The following is a 22,355-nucleotide window of genomic DNA, read 5'->3' as shown; positions in this document are numbered from 1 at the left end:
CGAGCTCAGTCCGCTTTTCCGTTGTGCCGGAACGACTTGGCGCACCCTGGCGGATTTATCCCGGACAGCAGTGCGCGCAGGCGGGGAGACGTCATCCTCGCGAAGGCGAGGACCCAGGGCTCCCGCATTCAGGCTGCGCGCTGCGCGCGCAGTTTCAAAGCCCTGGGCCCCCGCCTGCGCGGGGGTGACGAGTTCGCGGGGTGACGGGAATCAGATCCCGATCGCGAACACCGCCGGGACATCCTTGCCCACCGGCGCCGCTTCCTTCTTCCACGCCGCCACCGTCGCCGTGCGGCAGCGCGCGGTCGGCAGCGTCAGGCCGGAAGCTACGGCGATCCGCGTCGCCGGCTTCAGGCCCTGCAGCAGCGCCTGCCACAGCGCCTCGTTGCGGTAGGGTGTCTCGATGAACAACTGCGTCTGGCCGGTGCGCGCCACGAGCGCTTCCAGCTCGCGCAGGCGCTGCGTGCGCTGGGAGGCGTCCTGCGGCAGGTAGCCGACGAAGGCGAAGTTCTGGCCGTTGAGGCCGCTGGCCGCCAGGGCCAGCAGGAGCGATCCGGGTCCCACCAGCGGGACGACTTCGATCCCGAGCTCGTGCGCCGCCCGCACCACCGACGATCCCGGATCGGCGATCGCCGGCATGCCCGCCTCGCTCAGCAGGCCCATGTCCTCGCCCGCGAGCGCGGGCGCGAGCAGCGGGCGCGCGTCGAAGGCGCCCGGGGCGTGGTCGCCCTTCTTGTGCACCTGCCGCGGCAGTTCCGCGATCCGCTGCTGCTGCAAGGGCGCCGCCAGCGGCTGCAGTTCGCCGACGCGCTTGAGGAAGGCGCGGGTCGTCTTCGCGTTCTCGCAGACCCAGTGGGTAAGGCGCGCCGCCGCGGCGATGGTGCCGGCCGGCAGCACGTCGGCGAGCGGCCCTTCGGCGGCGCAGCCGAAGTCCAGCGGCGTCGGCACCAGGAACAGGCGGCCGGAGGGCATCAGAGCACGGGGATGCCGGCGGCGCGCAGCATGCGGCAGGTGCGGATCAGCGGCAGGCCGACCAGGGCCGTCGGGTCGTCGCTGTCGATCGCTTCCAGCAGCGCGACGCCCAGCCCCTCGCTGCGGGCGCTGCCGGCGCAGTCGTAGGGTTGTTCGGCCTGGAGGTAGGCCTCGATCTCGGCGTCGTCCAGCGTGCGGAAGCGCACCCGCACGGGGGCCAGGTCGTGCTGGGCGAACCCGCTGTCCAGGCACAGAACGCTCAGGGCGGTATGGAACACCACCGTGCGCCCGCTCATGCGCCGCAGCTGGGCCACCGCGTTCGCGTGGTTGCCGGGCTTGCCGAGCGGCTCGCCGTCGAGGTCGGCCACCTGGTCCGATCCGATGACCACGGCGGCCGGATGCCGCCGGGCCACGGCCTCGGCCTTGGCGGCGGCGAGGCGCCGCGCCAGCTGTTCGGGGGTCTCGCCGGCGCGCGGCGTCTCGTCGACGTGCGGGGGCTCGACGCTGAAGGCCAGGCGCAGGCGCGACAGGAGTTCGCGCCGGTAGACCGAGGTGGAGCCGAGCACGAGGGCGGGAGGGGAGTCCGGGCGGGACGCGGAGGGCATCCGGCGATTCTCTTACACTGCGACCGATGGCCAAGGACTTCGATCCGCACCGACTGGACGTCCGCCGGTTCGCCGAGGAAGGCGCCGAGCTCCAGGAAAACGAGAAACTGCAGGCCTTTCCCCGCCTGCTGGCCGAGACGGCCGAGGGCGACCCCGCCCTGCCGGTCGACTGGAGCGCGCGCGGCGAGCTGCTGAACCCGATGCACCACCAGCCGCAGGTCTGGGTGCACCTGGAGGCGAACGCGACGCTGCCCCTCGTGTGCCAGCGCTGCCTGCAACCCGTGGACCTGCCGCTGGCGGTCGACCGCTCCTTCCGCTTCGTCGCGGACGAGGCGACCGCGGCCGCCGAGGACGATGCCGCCGAAGAGGACCTGCTCGCGCTGAGCCGCAGCTTCGACCTGCACGAACTCGTCGAGGACGAGCTGCTCATGGAGGTGCCGGTGGCGCCGCGGCACGAGGCCTGTCCGGATCCCGTGAAGATGTCCGCCGAGGACCCGGGCTTCGAGGCCGCCTCGGCCGAGAAGGAGCACCCGTTCGCGGTGCTGGGCAAGCTGAAGACGGGGAAGTAGGCTTGGGCTATAATCGTGGGCTTCGCGCCAGGAGGGCATGGGCCTTCCGGATGGCGCGCACCGTCCAACCGATCAACCTGCCGCCGCCACGCACCGCGGGCGGCGCAACCCCAGGAGCCCTCCATGGCCGTCCAGCAAAACAAGAAGTCGCCGTCCAAGCGCGGCATGCACCGCTCGCACAACGCCCTGAACGTGCCGGGCATCGCCGTCGAGCCCACGACGGGCGAGACGCACCTGCGCCACCACATCAGCCCGACCGGCTTCTACCGCGGCCGCAAGGTGCTCAAGACCAAGAACGACGCCTGATCCTCATCGATCGCGTCGGCAAGCCCGGCTGCGCAACGCAGGCCGGGCTTTTTTGTTGGCCGTTCCGCGACGCCTCGCCCCGGCTTCCGCACCGTTCGGCCCCAGAATTGCTGCCATGACGACCACCCTGGCTGTCGATTGCATGGGGGGCGACCACGGCCCCCGCGTCACGCTCGCCGCCTGCCGGCAGTTCCTCGATGCCCATCCCCCGGCGCAGCTGCTGCTGGTCGGGGCGCCCGCCGCGCTCGAGACCTTCCACCATCCGCGCGCGCGCGTCGTCCCCGCCTCCGAGGTGGTGGCGATGGACGACCACGTGGAAGTCGCCCTGCGCAAGAAGAAGGATTCGTCCATGCGCGTGGCGATCCGGCAGGTGAAGGAAGGCCACGCCCAGGTGGCGGTGTCGGCCGGCAACACAGGCGCGCTGATGGCGCTGGCGCGCTACCTGCTCAAGACCGTCGACGGCATCGACCGCCCCGCGATCGCCACGCAGATGCCCAACGCGAAGGGGGGCGCGACCACGGTGCTGGACCTCGGCGCCAACGTGGACTGCACCGAGCAGCACCTGCTGCAGTTCGCCGTGATGGGTTCGGCGCTGGTCGCGACGATCACCGGCAGCGAGAGCCCGTCGGTGGGCCTGCTGAACATCGGCGAAGAGGTGATCAAGGGCAACGAGGTGATCAAGAAGGCCGGCGAGCTGCTGCGCGCCGCCGGCGCCACCGGCGACCTGAACTTCCACGGCAACGTCGAAGGCAACGACATCTTCAAGGGCACCACGGACATCGTGGTGTGCGACGGCTTCGTCGGCAACGTGATGCTCAAGACCAGCGAAGGCGTGGCCTCGCTGATCAGCGGCTTCCTGAAGCAGGAGTTCGAGCGCACGCCGCTCACGAAGCTGGCGGCGGTCGCCGCCTGGCCCATCCTGGCCGCGCTCAAGCGCCGCGTCGACCACCGCCGCTACAACGGCGCGGCGCTGCTCGGGCTGCGCGGCCTGGTGTTCAAGAGCCATGGCTCGGCCGACGCGTTCGCGTTCGAGCAGGCACTCAACCGCGCGTATGATGCGGCCCGAAACAATTTGCTGGACCGTGTCCAGAGCCGCATCGCCCACGCCCGGCCCCTCCTGGCCGGCAACGGCGGCGACGCGCAGCTGGAAGCGGCCACGAGCTAGGACATGAGCAGATATTCCCGGATCACGGGCACGGGCAGCTACCTGCCGCCCAGGCGCGTGACCAACGCGGAACTGGCGGCGCAACTCGCCGCCCACGGGGTGGAAACCTCCGACCAGTGGATCGTGGAGCGCACGGGCATCCGGGCGCGCCACTTCGCCGAGCCCGACGTGCCCAGCAGCGAGCTGGGCGTGCAGGCGGCGCGGCGCGCGCTGGAGGCCGCCGGCCGCCAGGCGTCGGACGTCGACCTGATCATCGTCGCCACGTCCACGCCGGACATGGTGTTCCCCTCCACCGCGACCATCCTGCAGAACAAGCTGGGGATCGCCGGCTGCCCGGCCTTCGACGTGCAGGCGGTGTGCAGCGGCTTCGTCTACGCGCTCACCGTGGCCGACGCGATGATCCGCACCGGCAGCGCGAAATGCGCGCTGGTGATCGGCGCCGAGGTGTTCTCGCGCATCCTCGACTTCGACGACCGCACGACTTGCGTGCTGTTCGGCGACGGCGCCGGCGCCGTGGTGCTGGAGGCGTCCGACACGCCCGGCATCCTGGCGAGCGACCTGCACGCCGACGGCAAGCACGTGGAGATCCTGTGCGTGCCCGGCACCGTCTCGGGCGGCAAGGTGCACGGCAACCCGCTGCTGCGCATGGACGGCCAGGCCGTCTTCAAGCTGGCCGTGGGCGTGCTGGAAAGCGCCGCGCGCGCCACGCTGGCCAAGGCCGGCCGCACCGAAGCCGACATCGACTGGCTGGTCCCGCACCAGGCCAACATCCGCATCATGCAGGGCACGGCCAGGAAGCTGAAGCTGCCGGTGGACAAGCTGATCGCGACGGTCGACGAGCACGGCAACACCTCCGCCGCCTCGATCCCGCTGGCGCTGGACGTCGCCGTGCGCGAAGGCAAGATCAAGAAGGGCGACACGCTCATGCTGGAAGGCGTGGGCGGCGGCTTCACCTGGGGCGCGGTCCTGCTGGACTTCTGAAGCCCGCGCGGCTTCGCACCATAGCCAAGAGAGAGACAGGCATGAAACCGTTTGCATTCGTGTTTCCGGGCCAGGGCTCGCAATCCGTCGGGATGCTGGCCGGCTGGGGCGGGCACCCCGCGGTCGCGCGGACGCTGCAGGAGGCCTCCGACGCGCTGGGCGAGGACATCGGCCGGCTGATCGAGGAAGGCCCCAAGGAGACCCTGGGCCTCACCACCAACACCCAGCCGGTGATGCTGGTGGCCGGCATCGCCGCCTACCGCGCCTGGATCGCCGAGGGCGGCGCCGAACCGGCCGTCGTGGCCGGCCACTCGCTGGGCGAATACAGCGCGCTGGTCGCCGCCGGCGCGCTGGCGCTGGCCGACGCGGCGCCGCTGGTGCGCTTCCGCGCCCAGGCCATGCAGGAAGCGGTGCCCGTCGGCGCCGGCGCCATGGCCGCCATCCTCGGCCTCGATGCGCAGAAGGTGATCGAGGGCTGCGCCGAGGCCGTGCGCAGCTTCGGCACCAACAGCAGCGAAGTGGTGGAAGCCGCCAACTTCAACGACCCGGCGCAGACCGTGATCGCCGGCAGCAAGGCCGCCGTCGACAAGGCCTGCGAGGTGCTCAAGGCCATGGGCGCCAAGCGCGCGCTGCTGCTGCCGGTGTCCGCGCCCTTCCACTCCAGCCTGATGAAGCCGGCGGCCGAGAAGCTCAAGGAGCGCCTGGCCGCCACGCCGCTGCAGTCGCCGCGGATCCCCGTCGTGAACAACATCGAGGTGAAGGTCGAGACCGAGCCGGACCGCATCCGCGCCGCCCTGTACGAGCAGGCCTTCGGCCCGGTGCGCTGGGTCGAGTGCATCCGCGCCATCCAGGGCCGCGGCGTGACCACCATCGTCGAATGCGGCCCGGGCAAGGTGCTGGCCGGCCTGGTCAAGCGCATCGACGCGACCCTGGCCTCGGGCTCGGTGCTCGATCCCGCCAGCCTGGATGAAGTGAAGGGGATGCTCGCATGACGACCACCACCATGCAGGGCCAGGTGGCCCTGGTCACCGGCGCCTCGCGGGGCATCGGCGCGGCGATCGCGCAGGAACTGGCCGCCCGCGGCATGAAGGTGGTGGGCACCGCCACCTCCGACGCGGGCGCGCAGAAGATCACCGAGGCGCTGGCCGGTCACCCCGGCTGCCGCGGCGCCACCCTGGACGTCAACGACGCCAAGGCGGGCGAGGCCCTGATCGACGCGATCGCCAGGGAGCAGGGCGGGGTGCACGTGCTGGTGAACAACGCCGGCATCACCCGCGACCAGCTCGCCATGCGCATGAAGGACGAGGACTGGGACGCCGTGCTCGACACGAACCTGAAGGCCGTCTTCCGCATGAGCCGTGCCGTGATGCGCACGATGATGAAGCAGCGCTACGGGCGCATCGTCAGCATCACCAGCGTGGTGGGCGCCTCCGGCAACCCGGGCCAGGCCAACTACGCGGCGGCCAAGGCCGGCGTGGCCGGCATGACGCGCGCGCTCGCCCGCGAACTGGGCAGCCGCGGCATCACGGTCAACTGCGTGGCCCCCGGCTTCATCGAGACCGACATGACGGCGGCCCTGCCCGAGGACCAGCAGAAGGCGCTGCTCGGCCAGATCCCGCTGGGACACCTCGGCAAGCCCTCGGACATCGCCCACGCGGTGGCCTGGCTCGCCTCGCCCCAGGCCGGCTACGTGACCGGCCAGGAAATCCACGTCAACGGCGGCATGTTCATGGCCTGAGGAGGCCCCCCGGACGCCCCGCCCGGACCCACCCCAGCCGGACCCTCCGCCCGGCTTAAAATCGCGGATTCAATCAAACCCTGAGAGGGAACCCCATGAGCGATATCGAAGCACGTGTCAAGAAAATCATCGCCGAGCAACTCGGCGTGGAAGAGTCCCAGGTCACCAACGAAAAGGCTTTCGTGGCCGACCTCGGCGCCGACTCTCTGGACACGGTGGAACTGGTCATGGCCCTCGAGGACGAGTTCGGCATCGAGATCCCGGACGAAGACGCCGAGAAGATCACGACGGTGCAGAACGCCATCGACTACGCCAACGCCCACCAGAAGGCCTGAGGCTGGCATGAGTCGTCGCCGCGTCGTCGTGACGGGACTGGGCTGCGTCAGCCCGGTGGGGAATACGGTCGCAGAGTCCTGGGCCAACCTGGTCGCGGGGCGCAGCGGCATCGATACGGTCACGTCCTTCGATCCGGCCGCCCTCTCGGTGAAGTTCGCCGGGGAGGTCAGGGGCTTCAACGTCGCGGACTACCTGCCGGAGAAGGAAGCCCGGCACATGGACCGCTTCATCCACCTCGGCCTGGCCGCGGCGGACCAGGCGATCAAGGACGCCGGCCTGCCCACGGGCGAGCAGCTGGATCCGGAGCTGGCCACCCGCATCGGCGTGAACATCGGCTCCGGCATCGGCGGGCTGCCGATGATCGAGGAGACGCACACCGAGCTGATGAACCGCGGCCCGCGGCGCATCTCGCCCTTCTTCGTGCCGGCGTCGATCATCAACATGATCTCCGGCCACGTGTCGATCCGCCACGGTTTCCAGGGCCCCAACATCGCCGTGGTCACGGCCTGCACGACCGGCCTGCACGCGATCGGCCTGGCCGGCCGGCTGATCGAGAGCGGCGACGCCGACGTGATGATCGCGGGCGGCGCCGAATCCTGCGTGTCCCTGCTGGGCATCGGCGGCTTCGCCGCGGCCCGGGCGCTTTCCACCCGCAACGACGATCCGAAGACGGCCTCCCGTCCCTGGGACAAGGACCGCGACGGCTTCGTGCTGGGCGAGGGCGGCGGCGTGCTGGTGCTCGAGGACTACGAGCACGCGAAGAAGCGCGGCGCGAAGATCTACGCCGAGCTCGCCGGCTTTGGCATGAGCGCCGACGCCTTCCACATGACCGCCCCCAACGTGGACGGCCCGCGCCGCGCCATGACCGCGGCCCTGAAGAACGCCGGGGTGAACCCCGACGAGGTCGACTACCTGAACGCGCACGGCACCTCCACGCCGCTCGGCGACGTGAACGAGAGCAACGCGATCAAGCTCACGCTGGGCGAGCACGCGAAGAAGACGGTGGTGAACTCCACCAAGTCCATGACGGGGCACCTGCTGGGCGGCGCCGGCGGGATCGAATCCGTCTTCACGGTGCTGGCGATCCACCACCAGAAGAGCCCGCCCACGATCAACATCTTCAACCAGGACCCCGAGTGCGACCTGGACTACTGCGCCAACGAGGCGCGGGACATGAAGATCGCCGTCGCGCTGAAGAACAACTTCGGCTTCGGCGGCACCAACGGCTCGCTGGTGTTCAAGCGGCTCTGAGTTCCCCATGCACGCAGCCCCATCGGTGAGCTACCCGGTGGGGCGCAGCCTGTTCGCCGCCGGGGCCTACGGCCTCGCGGCGCTCGCGGGCCTGGCGGCGGTGGTCGCCTGGAGCCTGCAGACCCCCTTCGGCCTGCGCCACGTGGCGGCCCTCGCCGCCGTGCTGGCCTGCGTTTCCCTCGCTTCGCACGCGTGGCTGCACGCGCCCGTCGGCCGGCTCGCCTGGGACGGCGAAGCCTGGCGCTGGGAAGAGGGCGGCGTGTCGGTCGCCGGCCGGCCGGCGGTCGCCCTGGACCTGCAGTCGCGGCTGCTGCTGCGATGGCGCGGCGAAGGCGGCACGCGCTGGCTGTGGCTGGCGAAAACGTCGGCGCCGTCCCACTGGGACGCGTTGCGCCGTGCGGTATATTCGCGCGCCAGCGCCCCCCCACCGGCCTTCCCCCCGCGGGGGAAGGAGCGCCCGCCCGCCGGCGGGCCGCCCGCCGAACAATGACCAAGACGCCTCCCGCAGCCCCCGCTCCCTCGTCCGGCGACACCGACCTGATGCTGGTGGAGCGCACGGTGGCCGGCGACCAGAAGGCCTACGAGCTGCTGGTACTGAAGTACCAGCGCCGCATCGAGCGGCTGATCGGCCGCATGGTGCGCGACACCGACCTCGTGGAGGACATCGCCCAGGAGACCTTCATCCGCGCCTACCGGGCGCTCGCGCAGTTCCGCGGCGAGGCGCAGTTCTACACCTGGCTGTACCGCATCGCCGTCAACACCGCCAAAAAAGCCCTGGTCGACCTCAAGCGCGATCCCGTGGTTTCCGAGAGCGCCCTGCGCGGCGGCGACGATGAGGAAGAAACTTCCGGCGTGGAGAACGAACTAACCTCCGCCGAGACGCCCGAAACGGTGCTGGCGGCGAAGGAAATCGCCGCCACCGTGAACTCTGCCATGGAGGCGCTCCCCGACGAACTGCGCCAGGCCGTGACGCTGCGCGAGATCGAGGGGCTCTCCTATGAGGAGATCGCGGAAGTGATGAACTGCCCGATCGGCACGGTGCGCTCGCGGATCTTCCGGGCGCGCGAGGCGATCTCGGCGAAGGTGAAACCCCTGCTGGAGAACCAGACGGGCAAGCGCTGGTGAGGGGCGCAAGATGGATGCAATGGACAAGATGGACCACCAGGAACTGATTTCGGCGCTGGCCGACGGGCAGCTGCAGGGCGAGGACCTCGCCCGGGGCGTGCAGGCTGCCGCCGCCGACCCGCGCGCGCGCGCGGCCTGGTGCGCCTACCATCTGGTGGGCGAAGCGCTGCGCACCGGCACGGTGTGCGGGGGCACCCCGTCCGAAGCCTTCCTCGCCCGCCTGCAGCGGCGCCTGCAGCAGGAACAGGCCGCGCCGGTGCCGCTTCCTGCGGCGCGCCGCGCGGCGCCGCAGCGCGAGGCCGCGAACGACTGGCGCTGGAAGATGGCCGCCGGCTTCGCCTCCTTCGCCGCCGTCGCGGCGGTCGGCTGGAACCTCTGGGGCGCCGGACCCGCCGGCACGCTGCAGCCGCAGCTCGCCGCCGCGCCCGCGTCCGCATCGGTCGTGCCGGCCGTGGCGGAAGCCGCCGCCGCTCCCATGACGCGCGACCCCCGCCTCGACCGCCTGCTCGCCGCGCACCGCCAGCTGGGCGGAGCCACCGCCTTCGGCACCACTTCCGGCTTCCTGCGCAACGCCACCTTCGAAGGGCCGGCGCGCTGATGGCCCCCGCCATGGCGCGCCTCTTTCCCGGCCGGGCCCGCCTGCGCGCCGCGCAGGGGGTGCTGGCCTTCTGGGCCGCCACCGCGCTCACCCTCGCCGCCAGCCAGGCGCTCGCCGCCTCGGGGCGCGACGCGGACACCCGCTCCGGCGCGGGCCGCGGCGAACGCACCGTGGGCGAATGGCTCGAGCGCATGCACGACGCTTCGCGCCAGCGCAACTACATCGGCACCTTCGTCGTGTCGTCCGGCAACGGCGCGATGTCCAGCGCGCGCATCTGGCACGCCTGCGACGGCAAGCGCCAGGTGGAACGCGTGGACACGCTGTCGGGCGAGAAGCGCTCCACCTTCCGCCGCGACGACGAGGTCCTGACCTTCCTGCCGGAATCGAAGACCGTGCGGCGCGAGCGCCGCGAGGCCCTGGGCCTGTTCCCCGAGCTGCTGAAGCCGGACGTCACGGCGATCCGCGAGTTCTACACCGCGCACCGCATCGGCGCCGACCGCGTCGCCGGCTTCGACGCCGACATCGTGCAGCTGCTGCCCAAGGACGCGCTGCGCTTCGGCTACCGGATCTGGAGCGAGAAGAAGAGCGGGCTGGTCGTGAAGATGCAGACGCTGGACCGCGGCGGCAAGGTGCTCGAGCAGGCCGCCTTCTCCGAGCTGCAGCTCGATGCGCCCGTGCGCATGGAGCGCATCGCCCGCATGATGGCCGTGCCCGAGGGCTGGCGCGTGGAGCAGCCCGACACGGTGAAGACCAGCGCCGCCGCCGAGGGCTGGGCCCTCAAGGCGCCGGTGGCCGGCTTCCGGCCCATGAGCTGCTACAAGCGGCCGGCCGAGGGCGTGCTGCAGTGGATCTTCTCGGACGGGCTGGCCTCGGTGTCGGTGTTCGTCGAGCCCTACGATCGCGACCGCCACGTGCAGGAAGGCGTGTTCGCCAGCGGCGCCACGCACACGCTCACGCGCCGCCTGCAGGACTGGTGGATCACCGCCGTCGGCGAGGTGCCGCCGGCGACCCTGCGCGCCTTCTCGCTCAGCCTTGAGCGTCGTCCCTAGGACGGCCGCGCGCCGCCCCGGGCCGGGTTGCGCGTTTGGCTGACGTTGAACCAAGGCGCGTGGGCGTATTCTCAGCCATTACGCGTTTTCGACTCCCTGGAGACTCCCGTATGTTCCGCCTGGATTCCAAGAACCTGCGCAGCTGCGGCCTGGCCCTCGCCCTGGCCCTCGGCGGCGCCGCCGCCTTCCTGCCGGCGGCACCGGCCCTCGCGCAATCGGCGCCGCAGCCGCGCGCGCTGCCTGACTTCACCGAGCTGGTCGACCTGGTCGGGCCCGCGGTGGTGAACATCCGCACGCTGGAGAAGGTGCGCAGCAGCTCCCGCAGCGACCCGCAGATGGACGAGGAGATGCAGGAGTTCTTCCGCCGCTTCTTCGGCGTGCCCATGCCCAACGTGCCGCGCCAGCAGCAGCGCCCCGGCCCGCGCGGCGGCGACAGCGGCCCGGAGGAGGAGCACCCGCGCGGCGTCGGCTCCGGCTTCATCCTCACCGCGGACGGCTACGTGATGACCAACGCGCACGTGGTGGAGGACGCCGACGAGGTGATCGTCACGCTCACCGACAAGCGCGAGTTCAAGGCCAAGATCGTCGGCGCCGACAAGCGCACCGACGTCGCCGTGGTGAAGATCGACGCGACCGGGCTGCCCTTCGTGCGCATCGGGGACGTGAGCCGCGTGAAGGTCGGCGAATGGGTGATGGCCATCGGCTCGCCCTTCGGCCTGGAGAACACCGTCACGGCCGGCATCGTCAGCGCCAAGGGGCGCGACACGGGCGACTACCTGCCCTTCATCCAGACCGACGTGGCGATCAACCCCGGCAACTCCGGGGGCCCGCTGATCAACATGCGCGGCGAGGTGATCGGCATCAACAGCCAGATCTACTCGCGCTCCGGCGGCTTCATGGGCATCTCGTTCGCGATCCCGATCGACGAGGCCACCCGCGTCGCCGAGCAGCTGCGCGTGAGCGGGCGGGTGCAGCGCGGCCGCATCGGCGTGCAGATCGACCAGGTCACGCGCGACGTCGCCGAATCGATCGGCCTGGGCCGTCCGCAGGGCGCGCTGGTGCGCAGCGTCGAGGCCGGCTCGCCGGCCGAGAAGGCGGGCGTGGAAGCCGGCGACATCATCACGAAGTTCAACGGCCAGCAGATCGAGCGCGCCACCGACCTGCCGCGCCTGGTGGGCAACACCAAGCCGGGCAGCCGTGCCAGCCTCACCGTCTTCCGCCGCGGGCAGCTGCACGAGCTCGCGGTGAACGTCGCCGAGTTCGAGCAGGAGCAGGCCAAGGCCGCGCCGGTGCCGCCGGCGCTGGAGAAGCCCAAGTCCTCGCCGGCGGCGCAGTCCATCGGCATCGTGGTGGGCGAGCTGACCGCCGCGCAGAAGAAGGAAGCCCGGGTGAAGGGCGGCGTGCGCGTCGAATCCGTGAGCGAGGGCGCGGCCCAGCGCGCCGGCATCCGCGAGGGCGACATCATCGTCTCGATCGGCAACACCGAGATCAACAACGTGCGCGAGTTCGATGCGGCGGTCGCCCGCCTGGACAAGAGCAAGCCCATCCCGGTGCTGCTGCGCCGCGGCGAGCTGGCCAGCTACCTGCTGATCCGGCCGGCGCGGGGCTGATCCCCGGGCGTCCGCGGGGCTGATCCCCGGGCGTCCGCGGGGCACTCCAGCGTCCGGCGAGAAGCCCCAAGCCCTTGCTCGGGCTTGGGGCTTTCCTTCGCCCGATGGTCAAAAAAAGACAGGCGGCGAAAGTTTTTTGGTGAACGGTCGTTGAAAGGGAATGTGGGCGTCCGCTAACTTGTCGGGCGCTTTAAGAACCGGATTGGGTAGAATCCGCCGCGGCGAGCAGGGGATCCCGGCATATCGCGCGGCGCCTCCACCACGATGCGGGATGGGCACCTCGGCTGCTCCGGCCGATCCACAACTGGCCCACATGTTGTCCCGCCAAGCGCTTTCCCGTCATGTTGAAAACCTGTGTACAAGATGCGAGTTGCTGACCCGCAACGGCCCGGCCGGCAAGAGCGCGAGTCTGTACGCCCGGCGCGTTTTGCCTACAATGAAGCTCCAACTATCGCAGTTGCCATAGATTGTTGGTTCAGGGCGCGTCACCTTCATGACGCGCCCTTTTTTCTTTGTGCGCGCCTTTTGAATCAATCACTTGAACGTTCCCGTTGATGAATCACATCAGAAACTTTTCGATCATCGCGCACATCGACCACGGCAAATCCACGCTCGCAGACCGCCTGATCCAGCGTTGCGGCGGACTCTCCGATCGCGAGATGGAAGAGCAGGTGCTCGACTCGATGGATCTCGAAAAGGAGCGTGGGATAACCATCAAGGCGCAGACCGCCGCACTGACCTACAAGGCGCGTGACGGACAGGTCTACAACCTCAATCTGATCGACACGCCCGGCCACGTCGACTTCTCGTACGAAGTGAGCCGCTCGCTGTCCGCGTGCGAAGGCGCGCTGCTGGTCGTGGATGCGAGCCAGGGCGTGGAAGCGCAGACCGTCGCGAACTGCTACACCGCGCTCGACCTCGGCGTCGAGGTGGTGCCGGTCCTGAACAAGATGGACCTGCCGCAGGCCGACCCCGAGCGCGCGAAGGAGGAGATCGAGGACGTCATCGGCATCGACGCGTCCGGCGCCATCCCGTGCTCCGCCAAGACCGGCATGGGCATCGACGAGATCCTGGAGGCGATCGTCGCCCGCATCCCGGCCCCCAAGGGCAACCCCGCGGGGCCGCTGCGCGCCATGATCATCGACAGCTGGTTCGACAGCTACGTCGGCGTGGTGATGCTCGTGCGCGTGGTCGACGGCCGCCTGGCGCGCGGCGACCGCATCAAGCTGATGGCGACGGAGGCGACCTACGAGGCCAACCAGCTCGGCGTGTTCACGCCCGCCAACGCGCCGCGCGAGGCGCTGGAGGCCGGCGAGGTCGGCTACATCATCGCCGGCATCAAGGAACTGCAGGCGGCCAAGGTGGGTGACACCGTGACCCTCGTGAAGGCGGGCACCGGCGGTGCCGCCTTCACGGCCACGGAACCGCTGCCCGGCTTCAAGGAGATCCAGCCCCAGGTCTTCGCCGGGCTCTACCCGGTGGAGGCCAACCAGTACGACTCGCTGCGCGACAGCCTCGAGAAGCTGAAGCTCAACGACGCGTCGCTGCACTACGAGCCCGAGGTGAGCCAGGCGCTCGGCTTCGGCTTCCGCTGCGGCTTCCTGGGCCTGCTGCACATGGACATCGTGCAGGAGCGGCTGGAGCGCGAGTTCGACCAGGACCTCATCACCACCGCCCCGAGCGTCGTCTACGAGGTCGTCAAGGGCGACGGCGAGGTCATCATGGTGGAGAACCCGGCCAAGATGCCGGACCAGGGCAAGATCCAGGAGATCCGCGAGCCCATCGTCACCGTGCACCTCTACATGCCGCAGGAGTACGTGGGGCCGGTCATGACCCTGGCCAACCAGAAGCGCGGGGTGCAGATCAACATGGCCTACCACGGCCGCCAGGTGATGCTCACGTACGAGCTGCCGCTGGGCGAGATCGTGCTCGACTTCTTCGACAAGCTGAAGTCGGTGAGCCGCGGCTACGCCTCGATGGACTACGAGTTCAAGGAATACCGCGCCTCCGACGTCGTCAAGGTCGACATCCTGCTCAACGGCGACAAGGTCGACGCCCTGTCGATCATCGTGCACCGCACCCAGGCGCAGTACCGCGGCCGGGCCGTCGTGGCCAAGATGCGCGAGATCATCAGCCGCCAGATGTTCGACGTGGCGATCCAGGCGGCGATCGGCGCCAACGTGATCGCCCGGGAGACCGTCAAGGCGCTGCGCAAGAACGTGCTGGCAAAATGCTATGGCGGGGACATCACCCGCAAGCGCAAGCTGCTCGAGAAGCAGAAGGCGGGCAAGAAGCGGATGAAGCAGATCGGGTCCGTGGAGGTCCCGCAGGAAGCCTTCCTCGCCATCCTCCAGGTCGAAGAATAGAAATACAACGATGATGCCTTTCCTCACGGCCGCGGTCCTCGCGGCCTTCGTCGGTTATGCCGGCGCGTGGTACTTCGAGCTCGTCGAAGGCAACTTCGCGCTGCTCCTGTTCCTGGCCACCGTGGTCACCGGCCTGTACTGGCTGGCCGAGCGCCTGTGGTTCCTGCCGCGCCGGCGGCGGGCCGCGGCGGCGCTGGAGGAGGCGGCCGCGCGCCGCAACGCGGACCTCTCGGCCCGCGGGATCGCGGTGGACGACCCGCAGCTCGCCGAGGCGAAGCACAAGGTGCTGGCGCAGCCCTGGTGGCTGGACTGGACGGCGGGCCTGTTCCCGGTGATCCTGGCCGTCTTCGTCCTGCGCTCCTTCCTGTTCGAGCCGTTCAAGATCCCCTCGGGCTCCATGATCCCGACGCTGCAGATCGGGGACCTGATCCTCGTGAACAAGTTCACCTATGGCCTGCGCCTGCCGGTGATCAACACCAAGCTGACCGAAGGCACGCCGCCGAAGCGCGGCGACGTGATGGTGTTCCGCTACCCGCCCAAGCCCTCGCTGGACTACATCAAGCGCGTGATCGGCGTGCCGGGCGACGAGGTCGCCTACCTGAACAAGCGGCTGACCATCAACGGCCAGCCGGTGCCCGTGACGCAGCTGCCGGACTACTTCGACCGCGACGCGATGCGCTACTTCAAGCAGTTCCAGGAGACGATCGGCGGCAAGACCCACGCGTTCCTGAACGACGACGAGCGGCCCGCCTTCGTGCCGGGGGTGGAGGAGTTTCCGTTCAAGCAGAATTGCCGCTACAGTGTCGAGGGGGTCGTCTGCAAGGTGCCGGAGGGGCACTACTTCATGATGGGCGACAACCGGGACAATTCGCTCGACTCGCGCTACTGGGGTTTCGTGCCGGACAAGAACATCGTCGGCAAGGCGTTCCTGATCTGGATGAATTTCGGCGACTTCAAGCGCATCGGCACATTCCAATGATCGAGGAACGGAGGGCTTTCATGGCAGTCAAATCGCGGCAATCGGGCATGTCGATCGTCACGCTGATCTTCATCCTGGCGGTGCTGGCGGCGGTGGGGGCGGTCGCGCTGCAGGCGTTCCCGTCGGTGCTCGAATACCAGGCGGTGCTGCGGGCCATCAACAAGGCCAAGGACGAGGGCTCGCCGGCGGCGGTGCGCGCGGCGTTCGACCGCTATGCCGACATCGACAGCATCAGCTCGATCCACGGCAAGGACCTCGAGGTCACCAAGAACGGCGACCAGAACATCGTGTCGTTCGCCTACGAGAAGGAATACCACATGTTCGGCCCCGCCTGGCTGACCCTCAAGTACGAGGGCCAGTCGCGGCCCGGCCGCTGACGACGACCCCGTGGCCGACGCGCTCGCGGGGCTGCAGCAGCGGCTGCAGCACCGCTTCCAGGATCCCCGCCTGCTGGCGCGGGCCCTCACCCACCGCAGTTTCTCGGCCGAACACAACGAGCGGCTGGAGTTCCTGGGCGATTCCGTCCTGAACCTCGCCGTGTCCGCGCTGCTGTACGAGCAGCTGCAGTCCCTGCCCGAGGGCGACCTCACCAAGGTGCGCGCCTCGCTGGTCAAGCAGGAATCGCTGCACCAGCTGGCGCTCGCGCTCGGGCTGCCGGAGCTGATCCGCCTGGGCGAGGGCGAGCTGCGCACGAACGGCCGGCAGCGGCCCTCCATCCTGGCCGACGCGCTGGAGGCGGTGATCGGCGCCGTCTACCTCGACGGCGGGTACGCTCCCGCGGACGCGCTGGTGCGCCGGCTGTTCCGCAACGTGGAGCTGAAGCCGGCGCTGGCCGTGGCCGCCAAGGATGCCAAGACCGAGCTGCAGGAAGTCCTGCAGGGGCGCCGGATGAGCCTGCCCGTGTACCGGGTCGTGGGCACCCTGGGCGCCGCGCACAAGCAGACTTTCGACGTCGAATGCGAAGTGGCCGAGCTGGGCCTGGTGGAACGCGGGATCGGCGGATCGCGCCGGGCCGCCGAACAGGCCGCCGCAGCCGCTATGCTGTTGGCGCTGAAGTCCAAACTGAAATGAGCGAGAGCCCCCATCCCGGCCTTCCCCCCGAGGGCGAAGGCGAAACGGCCGTCGGCGCGCAGCGCTGCGGCCTGGTCGCGATCGTGGGCAAGCCCAACGTCGGGAAGTCCACGCTGCTGAACGCGCTGGTCGGCCAGAAGATCAGCATCACGTCGCGCAAGGCCCAGACCACGCGCCACCGCATCACCGGCGTGCGCACGGAAGGGAACGCGCAGTTCGTCTTCGTCGACACGCCGGGCTTCCAGACGCGCCACAGCTCCGCCCTGAACCGCTCCCTGAACAAGGCCGTGACCGGCGTCGTCGGCGACGTGGACGTGGTGCTGTTCGTGGTGGAGGCCGGCAACTTCACGCTGGGCGACGCCAAGGTGCTGGCGCTGCTGAAGCCCGGCATCCCGGCCATCCTGGTCGCCAACAAGCTGGACCTCGTGCACCGCCGCGGCGAGCTGGCGCCGTGGCTGCGGGACATGCAGCAGCGGCATCCCTTCGCCGAGTTCATGCCGATCTCGGCCAAGCAGCCCAAGGACATCGCCCGCCTGCTGGAAGTCTGCGGCAAGTACCTGCCGGAGCAGCCCTGGTGGTACGGCGAGGACGAGCTCACCGACCGCAGCGAGCGCTTCATGGCCGGCGAGATGATCCGCGAGAAGCTGTTCCGGCTGACCGGCGAGGAGCTGCCCTACACCTCCACGGTGGTGGTGGAGAAGTTCGAGGAAGAGCCCAGCCCGAAATTCAAGCGGATGGTGCGCATCGCCGCCACCGTCGTCGTCGAGCGCGACAGCCACAAGGCGATGGTGATCGGCGAGGGCGGCGAGAAGCTCAAGCGCATCGGCACCGAGGCGCGCCAGGAGCTGGAACAGCTGTTCGACGCCAAGGTGTTCCTGCAGCTGTTCGTGAAGGTCCGCTCCGGCTGGGCGGACGACGAGGCCCGCGTCCGCTCCTTCGGCTACGAATGAAGCGCATCGCCGACGAACCGGCGTTCGTCCTGCACCGCTACGACTGGAGCGAGTCCAGCCTGATCCTGGAGCTGCTCACGCGCCACTACGGCCGCATCGCCGTGGTCGCCAAGGGCGCGAAGAAGCCCAGCTCGAACTTCCGTCCCGTGCTGCTGCCGCTGCAGCCGCTGCACGTGGCCTTCGGCGGCGACGCCGAGATCCGCACGCTGAAGGCGGCCGAGTGGGTCGGCGGGCAGGTCATGCCGACCGGCGACGCGCTGCTGTCCGGCTACTACCTCAACGAGCTGCTGCTGCGCCTGCTGGCCCGCGACGACCCGCATCCGGCCCTGTTCGACGTCTATGCGGCGGCGGTGCGCGTGCTGGCGGCGAACGAGCCGGCGATGCTGCAGCCGGCCCTGCGCGCCTTCGAGCTGCTGCTGCTGCGCGAGATCGGCCTGCTGCCGACGCTGGACCTGCAGACGGCCACGCTGGCGCCGCTGGACCCAAGACAGGCCTACGCCCTGCGGCCCGAAGGCGGCCTCCTGGAAGCGCAGGAGGGCGACGGCCGCGGCAGCCTCCCCGGCGCGCAGTGGCAGGCGCTGCAGGCGGCGCTGGACGACCCGGCGCCCTTCAACGCGACGCTGCAGCAGGCCGCGGCCATGGGCGAGCTCAAGCCGCAGCTGCGCGCGCTGCTGCACTACCATTGCGGCGTCGCCACGCTGCGCACGCGCCAATTGATGATCGACCTGCAGGGCCTATGAGCACAGCGCTTTCCGTCAACCTCAACAAGGTCGCGCTGGTGCGCAACACCCGCCACCTGGGCATCCCCAGCGTCACCCGCGCCGCCACCCTGTGCCTGCAGGCGGGGGCGCACGGCGTCACGGTGCATCCCCGCCCGGACGCCCGCCACATCCGCGCCGAGGACGTGCGCGAACTGCACGCGCTGCTGGCCGCCTGGCCGCAGGCGGAGTTCAACATCGAGGGCAACCCCTTCCACAACCTGATGGACTTCGTGCGCGAGCTGCGGCCGCAGCAGTGCACCTTCGTGCCCGACAGCGAAGGCCAGTTCACCAGCGACCACGGCTGGGACCTGCGCGCCGACGCCGAACGTGTCCGCCCGCTGGTCGCCGAGGCCCGCGCCCTGGGCGTGCGCGTGAGCCTCTTCATGGATGCCGACCCGGAGGCCATGCCCCTGGCCCAGGCCGTGGGCGCCGACCGCGTCGAGCTCTACACCGAACCCTATGCGGCGGCCTGGGGCACGCCGCGCCAGGCGGAGGAGCTCCGGCGCTTCGCCGCCGCCGCGCGGGCCGCGCAGGACTGCGGCCTGGGCGTGAACGCCGGCCACGACCTCAACCGCGACAACCTGCCGGACTTCCTGCGCGCCGTCCCCGGCGTGCTGGAGGTGTCGATCGGCCACGCCCTGGTCGCGGACGCGCTGGAGCTGGGCTACGCAGCCACGGTGCGCGCCTACCTGGACGCCATCGCGCGCGGCGCCCGCCCGTGATCTACGGCATCGGCACCGACATCTGCGACGTGCGCCGCATCCGCGCCTCGTTCGAACGCCATGGCGAGCGCTTCGTGCGCAAGATCCTCGGAGACGCCGAGTTCGCGACCTGGCAGGCGCGCAGCGCCCGCTGGCCCGAACGCGGCGTTCGCTTCCTCGCCACGCGCTTCTCGGCCAAGGAAGCCTTCAGCAAGGCGGTCGGGCTGGGCATGCGCATGCCCATGACCTGGCGCGCCTGCGAGGTGGGCAAGCTGGCTTCCGGCAAGCCGGTGATCGTGCTGCACGGCGAGCTGAAGGCCTGGTGCGAGGCGCGCGGGCTGAAGGCGCAGGTGAGCGTCACCGACGAGAGCGACTACGCGGCGAGTTTCGTCGTCATCGAACAGGAAGAGAAGAACCATGAGTGAGCATGCCCCGGTGGTCATCGACGTCGCCGGCCTGGCGCTGGACGACGCGGACCGGCGCCGCCTGGCGCACCCGCTGGTCGGCGGGATGATCCTCTTCGCCCGCAACTGGGACAGCCGCGAGCAGCTCGCGGCCCTGTGCGCAGAGGTCAAGGCGGTCCGGCCCGACCTGCTGATCTCGGTGGACCACGAGGGCGGACGCGTGCAGCGCTTCCGCAGCGACGGCTTCACCCACCTGCCGCCCATGCGCCGCTTCGGCGAGCTGTGGTTCGACGACGGCCGGGCGGGCGAGGGCACGGGCGCGATGCGCGCCATGGAAGCGGCGACGGCCGCCGGCTACGTGCTGGGCGCGGAGCTGCGGGCCTGCGGCGTCGACTTCAGCTTCACGCCGGTGCTGGACCTGGACTTCGGCGCCAGCTCCGTGATCGGCGACCGCTCCTTCGCGCGCGACCCGCGGGTGGCGACGCTGCTGGCGAAGAGCCTGATGCACGGCCTGCTGCAGGCGGGCGTGGCCAACTGCGGCAAGCACTTCCCGGGGCACGGCTACGTGAAGGCGGATTCGCACCTGGAGATCCCGGTGGACGACCGCCCGCTGAAGGCGATCCTGGGCGACGACGCGCTGCCCTACGAGTGGCTGGGCACGACGCTCACCAGCGTGATGCCGGCGCACGTGATCTACAGCAAGGTGGACCGCCGCCCGGCGGGCTTCTCGCCGCGCTGGCTGAACGAGATCCTGCGCGAGCAGCTGCAGTTCCAGGGCGCGATCTTCAGCGACGACCTGAGCATGGCCGGCGCCCGCAAGATCGAAGGCCGGGAGGTCAGCTACACCGAAGCCGCGCTGGTGGCGCTGAACGCCGGCTGCGACATGGTCCTGCTGTGCAACGAATCGGTGAACAGCCCGGGCGGCACGGCGATCGACGAGATGCTGGACGGCCTGTCGGAAGCGCAGTCCCGCGGCGAATGGCACGCGAGCGAAGCGAGCGAGCAGCGCAGGCTGGCGCTGCTGCCCTGCGGACCGTCCATCACCTGGGACGCGCTGATGACGGAGCCGCGCTACATGCGGGCGTTGTCGCTGTTGCCGTAGGAAGCCGGATTACCGGACGCAAAGGTCGCAAAGGTTGCGCAGAAGTCGCAAAAAAATCCTTTAAAGGTTTTCTTTTGCGACCTTTGCGTGCTTTTGCGACTTTTGCGTCCGGCTGTCCGTATTCCTATCCCTCCCGCCGCAGCGCCGGGAACAGGATCACGTCGCGGATGCTCGGGCTGTCCGTCAGCAGCATCATCAGCCGGTCGATGCCGATGCCGCAGCCGCCCGCGGGCGGCATGCCGTATTCGAGGGCGCGGACGAAGTCGTGGTCGAAGAACATCGCTTCGTCGTCGCCCGCGTCCTTCGCGCTCACCTGCGCCTGGAAGCGCGCGGCCTGGTCCTCGGCGTCGTTCAGTTCGGAGAAGCCGTTGGCCATCTCGCGGCCCGTGATGTACAGCTCGAAGCGCTCCGTCACCTCCGGCCGCTGGTCGTTGGCGCGGGCCAGCGGCGAGATCTCGGTCGGGTGCTCCATGATGAAGGTCGGCTGCCACAGCTTCTCCTCCACCTTCTCCTCGAAGTAGAGCACCTGCAGCGAGGCGAGCGAGCGGCCCGACAGGCGATCCTTCTCCTCGGTGAGGCCCAGCTTGCGCAGCTGGCCGATGAGCCAGTCGCGGTTGCCCACGTTCTCGCCGGCCTCGCTGTGGCGCACGATCGCTTCGGGAATGGTCAGCCGCTCGAAGGGCTTCGCGAGGTCCACGGCCTGGCCGCCGTAGGACAGCTGCAGCGTGCCCACCGCCTTCTGCGCCGCGTCGCGCAGCAGCGCCTCGGTGAAGTCCATCAGGTCCTGGTAGTTCCAGTAGGCCGCGTAGAACTCCATCATCGTGAACTCGGGGTTGTGCCTCACCGAGATCCCTTCGTTGCGGAAGTTGCGGTTGATCTCGAACACGCGCTCGAAGCCGCCCACCAGCAGGCGCTTGAGGTACAGCTCCGGCGCGATGCGCAGGTACATCGCCTGGTCCAGCGCGTTGTGGTGCGTGACGAAGGGCTTGGCGTTGGCGCCGCCGGGGATCGGGTGGAGCATGGGCGTCTCCACTTCCAGGAAGCCGTGCTGCACCATGAAGTCGCGGATGCCCGACATCGCCTTGCTCCGGGCGACGAAGCGCTTGCGCGCCTCCTCGTCGGTCATCAGGTCCACGTAGCGCTGGCGGTACTTCACCTCCTGGTCGGCGACGCCGTGGAACTTGTCCGGCATCGGCCGCAGGCTCTTGGTGAGCATGCGGATGCTGGTCGCGTGCAGCGAGAGCTCGCCGGTCCGCGTCTTGAACACCTTGCCCTCGGCGCCGACGATGTCGCCCAGGTCCCAGTGCTTGAAGGCGGCGTAGGCCTCCTCGCCCACGGCGTCGCGCGTCACGTAGACCTGGATGCGGCCGCTCGCGTCCTGCAGCGTGGCGAAGCTGGCCTTGCCCATGACGCGCTTGAGCATCATCCGGCCGGCCACGCGCGCCATCGGCGCCTCGGCTTCCAGCTGTTCGGCCGTCTTGCCGCCGTGCGCATCGTGCAGCTGCTGCGCCTGCGCGCCCGGCTTGAAGTCGTTCGGGAAGGCCGGCCCCCCGCCGTTGCGCTGCGCCTCGCGCAAGGCCTTGAGCTTGTCGCGGCGCTCCGCGATCAGCTGGTTCTCGTCGGTGGGCTGGGGGCTGGGGGTGGAGGACATGGACCGGGCGCGGCTGCGCGGGAGGGCGAAACCCTCCATTGTAGGTTTCGCCGGCGAGCCCGGCC

General features: G+C 69.9%; 25 protein-coding genes. 22 read left to right on the top strand and 3 right to left on the bottom strand.

Annotation, left to right across the window (positions count from 1 at the left end):
- Positions 1-210 precede the first annotated feature (210 nt).
- A complete protein-coding gene (locus tag ACY0MJ_RS19430) occupies positions 211-972 on the bottom strand; it encodes an SAM-dependent methyltransferase (RefSeq protein ID WP_462640189.1) in 762 nt (253 codons plus the stop codon).
- Positions 972-1,577: a Maf family nucleotide pyrophosphatase gene (locus ACY0MJ_RS19425; protein ID WP_462640188.1), complete on the bottom strand. Its 606-nt coding sequence runs from the start codon at positions 1,575-1,577 to the stop codon at positions 972-974. The genes ACY0MJ_RS19430 and ACY0MJ_RS19425 overlap by 1 nt, the downstream gene beginning before the upstream one ends.
- A 26-nt stretch (positions 1,578-1,603) precedes the next feature.
- Between ACY0MJ_RS19425 and ACY0MJ_RS19420 the strand changes: the two genes are divergently transcribed.
- The 22 genes from ACY0MJ_RS19420 to nagZ all read left to right on the top strand — a co-directional run bounded on the left by ACY0MJ_RS19420 (position 1,604) and on the right by nagZ (position 20,639).
- Positions 1,604-2,146, top strand: coding sequence for a YceD family protein (locus ACY0MJ_RS19420; RefSeq protein WP_462640187.1), 543 nt, complete (start codon positions 1,604-1,606; stop codon positions 2,144-2,146).
- A gap of 123 nt (positions 2,147-2,269) precedes the next feature.
- Positions 2,270-2,452 (top strand): 50S ribosomal protein L32, encoded by a 183-nt coding sequence (gene rpmF, locus ACY0MJ_RS19415; protein ID WP_145895076.1) that lies wholly within the window; start codon positions 2,270-2,272, stop codon positions 2,450-2,452.
- Positions 2,453-2,567: 115 nt separating this feature from the next.
- A complete protein-coding gene (plsX, locus tag ACY0MJ_RS19410; RefSeq protein ID WP_462640186.1) occupies positions 2,568-3,617 on the top strand; it encodes a phosphate acyltransferase PlsX in 1,050 nt (349 codons plus the stop codon).
- 3 nt (positions 3,618-3,620) lie between these two features.
- Complete coding sequence (locus ACY0MJ_RS19405) at positions 3,621-4,598, top strand: beta-ketoacyl-ACP synthase III (protein ID WP_462640185.1); 978 nt, start codon at positions 3,621-3,623, stop codon at positions 4,596-4,598.
- Between the two features lie 41 nt (positions 4,599-4,639).
- The gene (gene fabD, locus ACY0MJ_RS19400; protein WP_462640184.1) at positions 4,640-5,590 is read left to right on the top strand and encodes an ACP S-malonyltransferase; all 951 of its coding nucleotides are present in this window, start codon (positions 4,640-4,642) and stop codon (positions 5,588-5,590) included.
- Positions 5,587-6,336: a 3-oxoacyl-ACP reductase FabG gene (gene fabG, locus ACY0MJ_RS19395; protein WP_462640183.1), complete on the top strand. Its 750-nt coding sequence runs from the start codon at positions 5,587-5,589 to the stop codon at positions 6,334-6,336. Before fabD ends, fabG begins: the two co-directional genes overlap by 4 nt.
- 95 nt (positions 6,337-6,431) lie before the next feature.
- Complete coding sequence (acpP, locus tag ACY0MJ_RS19390; protein ID WP_013902185.1) at positions 6,432-6,671, top strand: acyl carrier protein; 240 nt, start codon at positions 6,432-6,434, stop codon at positions 6,669-6,671.
- A gap of 7 nt (positions 6,672-6,678) precedes the next feature.
- Positions 6,679-7,923: a beta-ketoacyl-ACP synthase II gene (gene fabF / locus ACY0MJ_RS19385; protein WP_462640182.1), complete on the top strand. Its 1,245-nt coding sequence runs from the start codon at positions 6,679-6,681 to the stop codon at positions 7,921-7,923.
- Between the two features lie 7 nt (positions 7,924-7,930).
- Positions 7,931-8,413 (top strand): hypothetical protein, encoded by a 483-nt coding sequence (locus ACY0MJ_RS19380; protein ID WP_462640181.1) that lies wholly within the window; start codon positions 7,931-7,933, stop codon positions 8,411-8,413.
- The gene (gene rpoE / locus ACY0MJ_RS19375) at positions 8,410-9,048 is read left to right on the top strand and encodes an RNA polymerase sigma factor RpoE (protein WP_462640180.1); all 639 of its coding nucleotides are present in this window, start codon (positions 8,410-8,412) and stop codon (positions 9,046-9,048) included. Before ACY0MJ_RS19380 ends, rpoE begins: the two co-directional genes overlap by 4 nt.
- A 19-nt stretch (positions 9,049-9,067) precedes the next feature.
- Entirely contained in the window at positions 9,068-9,646 is a 579-nt protein-coding gene (locus ACY0MJ_RS19370) for an RseA family anti-sigma factor (RefSeq protein WP_462640179.1), read from the top strand.
- On the top strand, positions 9,646-10,695 hold the full coding sequence (locus ACY0MJ_RS19365) for a MucB/RseB C-terminal domain-containing protein (RefSeq protein ID WP_462640178.1): 1,050 nt from the start codon (positions 9,646-9,648) through the stop codon (positions 10,693-10,695). Before ACY0MJ_RS19370 ends, ACY0MJ_RS19365 begins: the two co-directional genes overlap by 1 nt.
- Before the next feature lie 110 nt (positions 10,696-10,805).
- Positions 10,806-12,305: a DegQ family serine endoprotease gene (locus ACY0MJ_RS19360; RefSeq protein WP_462640177.1), complete on the top strand. Its 1,500-nt coding sequence runs from the start codon at positions 10,806-10,808 to the stop codon at positions 12,303-12,305.
- 554 nt (positions 12,306-12,859) lie between these two features.
- Positions 12,860-14,671: a translation elongation factor 4 gene (gene lepA / locus ACY0MJ_RS19355; protein ID WP_462640176.1), complete on the top strand. Its 1,812-nt coding sequence runs from the start codon at positions 12,860-12,862 to the stop codon at positions 14,669-14,671.
- A gap of 13 nt (positions 14,672-14,684) precedes the next feature.
- Positions 14,685-15,650 (top strand): signal peptidase I, encoded by a 966-nt coding sequence (lepB, locus tag ACY0MJ_RS19350; protein WP_462640191.1) that lies wholly within the window; start codon positions 14,685-14,687, stop codon positions 15,648-15,650.
- Between the two features lie 20 nt (positions 15,651-15,670).
- Positions 15,671-16,027 (top strand): DUF4845 domain-containing protein, encoded by a 357-nt coding sequence (locus ACY0MJ_RS19345; protein ID WP_462640175.1) that lies wholly within the window; start codon positions 15,671-15,673, stop codon positions 16,025-16,027.
- A 10-nt stretch (positions 16,028-16,037) separates the two neighbouring features.
- Complete coding sequence (rnc, locus tag ACY0MJ_RS19340) at positions 16,038-16,721, top strand: ribonuclease III (RefSeq protein WP_462640174.1); 684 nt, start codon at positions 16,038-16,040, stop codon at positions 16,719-16,721.
- Positions 16,718-17,671, top strand: a complete 954-nt coding sequence (era, locus tag ACY0MJ_RS19335; RefSeq protein ID WP_462640173.1) for a GTPase Era — start codon at positions 16,718-16,720, stop codon at positions 17,669-17,671. Before rnc ends, era begins: the two co-directional genes overlap by 4 nt.
- Positions 17,668-18,411 (top strand): DNA repair protein RecO, encoded by a 744-nt coding sequence (gene recO, locus ACY0MJ_RS19330; RefSeq protein ID WP_462640172.1) that lies wholly within the window; start codon positions 17,668-17,670, stop codon positions 18,409-18,411. Before era ends, recO begins: the two co-directional genes overlap by 4 nt.
- A complete protein-coding gene (locus ACY0MJ_RS19325) occupies positions 18,408-19,154 on the top strand; it encodes a pyridoxine 5'-phosphate synthase (RefSeq protein ID WP_462640171.1) in 747 nt (248 codons plus the stop codon). The genes recO and ACY0MJ_RS19325 overlap by 4 nt, the downstream gene beginning before the upstream one ends.
- Positions 19,151-19,558, top strand: coding sequence for a holo-ACP synthase (gene acpS / locus ACY0MJ_RS19320; protein WP_462640170.1), 408 nt, complete (start codon positions 19,151-19,153; stop codon positions 19,556-19,558). Before ACY0MJ_RS19325 ends, acpS begins: the two co-directional genes overlap by 4 nt.
- The gene (gene nagZ, locus ACY0MJ_RS19315) at positions 19,551-20,639 is read left to right on the top strand and encodes a beta-N-acetylhexosaminidase (protein WP_462640169.1); all 1,089 of its coding nucleotides are present in this window, start codon (positions 19,551-19,553) and stop codon (positions 20,637-20,639) included. The genes acpS and nagZ overlap by 8 nt, the downstream gene beginning before the upstream one ends.
- A gap of 124 nt (positions 20,640-20,763) precedes the next feature.
- On the opposite strand, the gene lysS is transcribed toward nagZ, so the two are convergent.
- Positions 20,764-22,290, bottom strand: coding sequence for a lysine--tRNA ligase (gene lysS, locus ACY0MJ_RS19310; protein WP_462640168.1), 1,527 nt, complete (start codon positions 22,288-22,290; stop codon positions 20,764-20,766).
- Positions 22,291-22,355 lie beyond the last annotated feature (65 nt).

Source organism: Ramlibacter sp. bp-362 (assembly GCF_054956735.1).
Note: the sequence above shows the minus strand (reverse complement) of the source record. Positions and strands in the feature narration are given on the sequence as shown.